The 3,850-nt window shown below is 40.6% G+C and carries 1 protein-coding gene; it reads right to left on the bottom strand.

Annotated features, from left to right (window positions below; translation table 11 throughout):
* Nucleotides 1–3,465 (bottom strand): hypothetical protein (locus PUQ00_RS04865; protein ID WP_300413693.1); only part of this gene is annotated, 3,465 nt, incomplete at its 3' end.
* Nucleotides 3,466–3,850: the final 385 nt, after the last annotated feature.

Raw genomic sequence — 3,850 nt, 5'->3', positions numbered from 1 at the left:
ATCTGATGCCGTGGCGATGGTTTTGCCGTCCGGGCTGAAACTCACACTTAAGACATTGCCTTGATGCCCTTGGAACTGGTTACGTTCTTTAATTTTATTGAGAATACTATCCAAAGCAAAAATAGGGCTAATAGCTGGATATTTTTCTAGAGGGCGACCATCTTTTACCAAAGTCTTTAACTCTTTTCCACTCTGCACTGCTGCAACCAGCGATTCTAACTCGGTATACTCAAACTGTCTTAAAGCATTAACACCTGCGCGTTCTAATTCCGTTCCCTTTTGTGATTCTTTTTGTGCTGTTTCTGCTGCTTGTCGCGCTGCTTGTGCTTGACTCAAAATAGTTTGAGCCTGTTTAGTTTTAGATTGTGCTTCCTCTTGTTGTCTATTTGCCTGTTGTGCTTTCTCTTGAGCAGTTTTGACTTGTTCGTTAGCTGTTTGAATTTTTTCCTGTGCTTGAGAATTTTTAGATTGTAATTCTACTGCTTGCTGCTTTACTTTCTCTAAATCTACCTGTGCTGCCTTAAATTTTACTTCTGCAACTTGTTGATTCTTCTGGGCTGCTTGAAACTTTTGCTCTGCATCTTTGTTTTTAGTTTCTAATCCTTGCGCTTTATTCTGTATTTCTCTCTCTTGCTTTTGTGTAGCTTGCAAGCGTTGAGTTACTCGATTGTACTTGGCTTCAGCAGTCATAAATTTATTTTCTGCCCGTTGCTTTTTGTTACCAGCATCTTTAGCCACGTTAATTTGACTCAATGCATATAAAGATGATATACCTGCAAATAATAATAGACATACCGCTAAACCAGAACTTATCGTCAACCGCTTGCGTCCCTCTTGAATTTGCTGGTCAGCTTTGCGTTTTGCATCAGTTAATATCTGCCTTGCCTCTTGTTCACGCTTCAATTCTTCTTCAGTTAGCTTTTGTTGCTCACGTATCTTTTCTAATTCTGCTAACAACTCACTTCCCTGCTGTTGGCGAATAAACGATACAAGATAATCATGCACCAATTGATAACGGTCAGCAGGCGATTCTGGTAACAGCAACACTAACCTTGATGCCACAAAAATTTCTAACACCAAATCTAATTTATCAACTTCTGCTGCCAAATCTGCTGCTAACTCAGCACGAGTCTTCAGGGGACGAGTACCATTTTCATCTGTGAGTAAATATAAAACCAGTTGTGCAACCTGTTCATTCTCCGCGCCACAATCATGGATGACCTCTTCTAAAAATCGCTCAACCAGTTTTTCTTTCGTGCCAAACTGAAGATACTTTTCTAAAGTAGTAATTTTCTCAGTTTGCAGTTGCGTCCCAACAATTTGTAACTCAATTGGGCGTACCTCCCCCAATTCACCTGCTAAATCCCTCACTAATTGTTCAATAAGTTCAGGCTCTAGGTAGAAGTGAGAGCGTTGTGTTAAACTCTCCACAACAGCTTTAGCATCGGCTGGCAAAAAGTTACCCAAGTAATAGCGAATATTTTTATCAAGAATATTATTATTAATTACACTCAAATCAAACAGACGGCCTAACTCTAATAAATAATGTAAATAATCTTCCCGTAAGGATAGAATTACCTTGAGAAAAGGAATATCTAGACAAACTCGCAAAAACTCATAAAATGCTCGTCGTTGACCTTCGTCTGGATAAACAAAGAAAAACTCCTCAAACTGGTCAAATATTAAAACCGTCAACAAATTCCGGTCGGCATTTCTCTGTAATTGTTCTAAAATAGCTGCTGAAGAATCAAGATTAACAGATAATGGACTACCTCTAACTTCCTCAAAAGCCTTAGCCAAACGCCGCCCCAACATTCCTACCCAATCTGTATATACTCGCAACAAAATAGGTAGAGCATCTCGCTCACCAATTGCTTCCTGTTGCAACGCCGGGATTAACCCACCCTGTAAAATTGAACTTTTGCCGACTCCTGATTGACCATGAATTACAGTCAATTTATGCTCAGTTCCGCCAATTCTTTCTCGCAACTGCTTAACATTTAGTCCACGACCAGAAGCGGCAATTTCTTGAGCAATGGTTTCAGGATTTTCTACTTGCAACTGTGCAGAATTAATTGCTTGTCGCTGCGGGTTGAGGTAAGATGCACCAACAAAGGCGCGGAAACCATACTGCTGTTCAATTTGTAATTGCTCCTGCTTAATCTGAAAAGCTTTGAGATATTCAAATTGGTCAAAGTAGAGTAAACGCAACCTCTCTAATATAGATATATATAATTGTGGGTTATACTGATGATTACTTTCAACTTTTCCCCTTTCTAAACTATTAATTGCTGCTTCAACTTGACCTAAACCCTGTTGCGATTTGGCTAAAATAAACCAATACAATCCAAATTCATTTGATTGAAGATTAGGTATCTCAGCTAATATTTGCAATGTTTGCCCTGCGAGTTGATTAGCTTCTTCCCAGCGTGACTGCTCCAAGGCTACTTCTGCCAAAAAACCATAATCTTTAGCTAATTGCAACGGCGTGCCATAATTTTGATGTAGCAGCAGAGATTTTTCCACAAGGTTTTGCAACTCTGACCATGCTTGTAAATGTCGCAGCACTTCACCCAGTTTAGTAATATGTTTCGCAACTAAATCTGAACGTTGTGCTTGCTCAAAAATCTCAATAGCTTGCTGAAGAGAATTTCTAGCCTCTTGCCAATACCCGATATTCTCTACTTGATTTTTTTCAGCTTGGCGCTCGGGAATTAAGGCAATATTAACGAGTAATATTCCTTGTCGTTCTAAATCATTACTTTGTTGCCAAAAACTCAAACTCTGTTGATAGTGTTCTTTAGCAGCATCTATCTGGTCATGTAGATAATCATTGAAGCCAAGCACAAATTCTAAACTGGCTTGAAGTGCTGGTTTTAATACTTGTTGACGGTTGTGTAAATCCTGACGGGCGGTTTCTAGTTCCCGGCACATTTGGGGATTAGGCTTTACATCACCAGCAAAGATTTCATCAGTTTTTTGCTTGAGGAAGTTGACTAACTCATCGGTAGGGTTTTCAAACTCAATGATAGTTGCCCAATTCTCTAAATCAGTTGCTAATCGAATAAATTTTTGCAGAACATGGTCATTAACCCACAACAATATCGGAAAGGGAAAGTTTTTTCTAAACTCCTCCCGCACTTGGTTAGCTGAAGTTAGAACTGTATCAATATCTTTAACCGACTCCAAACCAAAAACCATTAATGCTGGTGGCTGTTCATCTAAGAGTTGTTCGTGTATTTTTGTGTAAAGCGTTTTGACTGATGCAGGTAAGGTAATTTCGCGTATTTCCACAGGAGAGATTTGGTGCAGCTGTTTTACCATACGCTGACGTAAAGCAACATAATTACAGCGCAATAAAATCAGCGAAAAGTGTCCCTGAGAAAGAGTAATTGTTCGCATCAGAGTTTGCAATGACCGCTCATTGTCAGGGGCTAAATTTTCTGGCTCTTGCTGATTACTCATAACATAAATAATTTCCCTTATACTAACGCCGTCTGTAACTTTCTCTCAAACCTAACCCCCAACCCCTTCCCTACAAGGGAAGAAGAGCAATAATCAAAGCCTCTCTGTGCTTGCCTAACGGCAGGCTGATGCCAACGGGGAGAGGTTTAGAAGCGGGGTTTTAAGAATAAGTAGCACATCGCGTTTATACTAGCTGTTTGTATGGTTACATTATGCAACTAGGGGGCAGGAGGCATCACGACTTAGACCGCTCCCGTCAAGACTTAGACCGCTCCCGTCATGACTGATACCGCTCCTGTCACGACTCAGACCGCTCCCGTCACGACTTAGACCGCTCCCGTCACGACTGATACCGCTCCCATCACGACTGAGACCGCTCCCGTCA

It is taken from the genome of Nostoc sp. S13, assembly GCF_029379315.1.
GTDB lineage: Bacteria > Cyanobacteriota > Cyanobacteriia > Cyanobacteriales > Nostocaceae > Nostoc.
Note: the sequence above shows the minus strand (reverse complement) of the source record. Positions and strands in the feature narration are given on the sequence as shown.